This window comes from Bifidobacterium sp. POST2/T3 (B1) (genome assembly GCF_058197115.1).
The window spans coordinates 1-2,102 of record NZ_JBVPQK010000447.1 but is presented as its reverse complement, the minus strand read 5'-3'; the positions used below and the strand labels follow the sequence as shown (position 1 = coordinate 2,102).

2 protein-coding genes are annotated in these 2,102 nt (G+C 63.4%); both read left to right on the top strand.

Annotated elements, in window-relative coordinates; genetic code table 11:
• Positions 1 to 54 precede the first annotated feature (54 nt).
• Positions 55 to 1,560 carry an amidophosphoribosyltransferase gene (gene purF, locus AC0AP0_RS12630; protein WP_490430741.1) on the top strand — a complete coding sequence of 502 codons (1,506 nt, stop codon included), beginning with the start codon at positions 55 to 57 and terminating at the stop codon, positions 1,558 to 1,560.
• A 45-nt stretch (positions 1,561 to 1,605) separates the two neighbouring features.
• Positions 1,606 to 2,102 (top strand): phosphoribosylformylglycinamidine cyclo-ligase (locus tag AC0AP0_RS12625; RefSeq protein WP_490430740.1); only part of this gene is annotated, 497 nt, incomplete at its 3' end.

Here is a 2,102-nt window from a genome sequence, read left to right as displayed (position 1 = left end):
GCTCTTCCAGTCGGGAGTGGACTACTTTGCCGCCTAGGGGAAAGGACATAGACCATGTCGTTGGAGCTTGAAGGCATCCACGAGGAGTGTGGGATCTTCGGGGTCTGGGGACACCCCGACGCCGCCCGGCTGACCTACTTCGGCCTGCACGCCCTGCAGCACCGCGGCCAGGAGGGTGCCGGCATCGTTTCCAACGACCAGGGGCATCTGATCGGACGGCGGGGTCTGGGCCTGCTGACTCAGGTCTTCCCGGACGAGTCCAGCCTAACGCCGCTGACCGGAGACCGGGCCATCGGCCATGTCCGCTACGCCACGACCGGCTCAGGGTCCATCGAGAACATCCAGCCCTTCGTCTTCCGCTTTCATGACGGAGACATAGCACTGGCACACAACGGCAACCTGACCAACTGCGACAGCCTCAAAGCGGAGTTGGAGGATCAAGGGGCCATCTTCCACTCCAACTCCGACACCGAGGTGCTCATGCACCTGATTCGGCGCAGCCCTGAAAAGGACTTCATGGCGGCGCTCAAACAGGCCTTGTGCCAGGTCCATGGCGGCTTCGCCTACCTGCTCATGACCGAAGATGCCATGATCGGAGCCATGGATCCCAACGGCTTCCGTCCTCTCTCGTTGGGCCAGCTGCCAGGAGGGGCCTACGTCCTGGCTTCGGAGACCTGCGCACTGGATTTGGTCGGCGCCACGCTGGTGCGTGACATCGGCCCCGGCGAAATCGTCCGAGTGGACGACTCGGGTTACAGCATCGAGAGCTATACCGATCAGACCTGCCTGTCCATCTGCTCCATGGAGTTTATCTACTTCGCCAGGCCCGACTCCAATATTTATGGGGTCAACGTCCATTCGGCCCGCAAGAGAATGGGCGCGAGGCTGGCCCGTGAGGCCCCGGTGGACGCCGACATGGTAATCGGGGTGCCCAACTCCTCCCTGTCCGCCGCTTCAGGCTATGCCGAGGCGGCCGGGCTGCCCAACGAGATGGGGCTGATCAAGAACCAGTATGTGGCCCGCACCTTCATTCAACCAAGCCAGGCCATGCGCGAGCAGGGCGTCAGAATGAAACTGGCCGCTGTGCGCGGCGTTGTAGCCGGCAAACGAGTGGTGGTCATCGACGATTCCATAGTTCGGGGCACCACCTCGCGCAGAATCGTCCGCCTTCTCCGGGAGGCTGGGGCCAGCGAGGTGCACATGCGCATCGCCTCCCCGCCCCTGCGGTATCCCTGCTACTACGGCATCGACATCCAACGGACCTCCGAACTGATTGCTGCCAAGAAGTCCGTGGAGCAGATCAGGGAAGCCATCGAGGCCGATTCCCTGGCCTACCTGAGTCTGGACGGTCTGGTGGATTCCATCGGCCTGGGTCGTGATGCACCCTACCAGGGACTCTGCGTGGCCTACTTCAACGGAGACTACCCAACGCGGCTTGACGACTACGAGCAGGGCTTCCTGGCCTCGCTGACCCCAGAGGACCGGGCCCGGCTGGAAGCCTCCAAGGGATCCTACGGGCTTGACATGCCTGCGGGGTCGGGGCAGAAGACAGACCAATGAGCACTAGCGAAGAGCAGAACAGACAGCGCAGAGAAAGGGGCATCCATGCCGAAGGCATATGAGCAGGCTGGGGTATCGGTGGAGGCCGGATACGAATTGATCGACAGGATCCGCTCCCACACGGCCAGGACCCGCAGGCCGGGCGCCGGCGACATCGGCGGCTTCGGCGGCGACTTCGATCTGTCTGCGCTCAATTACCGCCATCCGGTTCTGGTTTCGGGCACTGACGGCGTGGGTACCAAGCTGATGGTGGCCCGGGAAGCCGGCCGCCATGACACCATCGGTCAGGACTGCGTGGCCATGTGTGTCAATGACATCATCGCCCAGGGGGCCGAGCCGCTGATCTTCCTGGACTACATCGCCTGCGGACACAATGACCCGGCTCTGCTGGAGCAGGTGGTCAAGGGTGTGGCCGACGGCTGCGTCCAGGCCGGGGCCGCCCTGGTAGGCGGCGAGACCGCAGAGATGCCTGACATGTACCAGCCTGACGAGTACGACCTGGCCGGATTCACCGTGGGTGTGGTCGAACGGGAGTCCCTGGT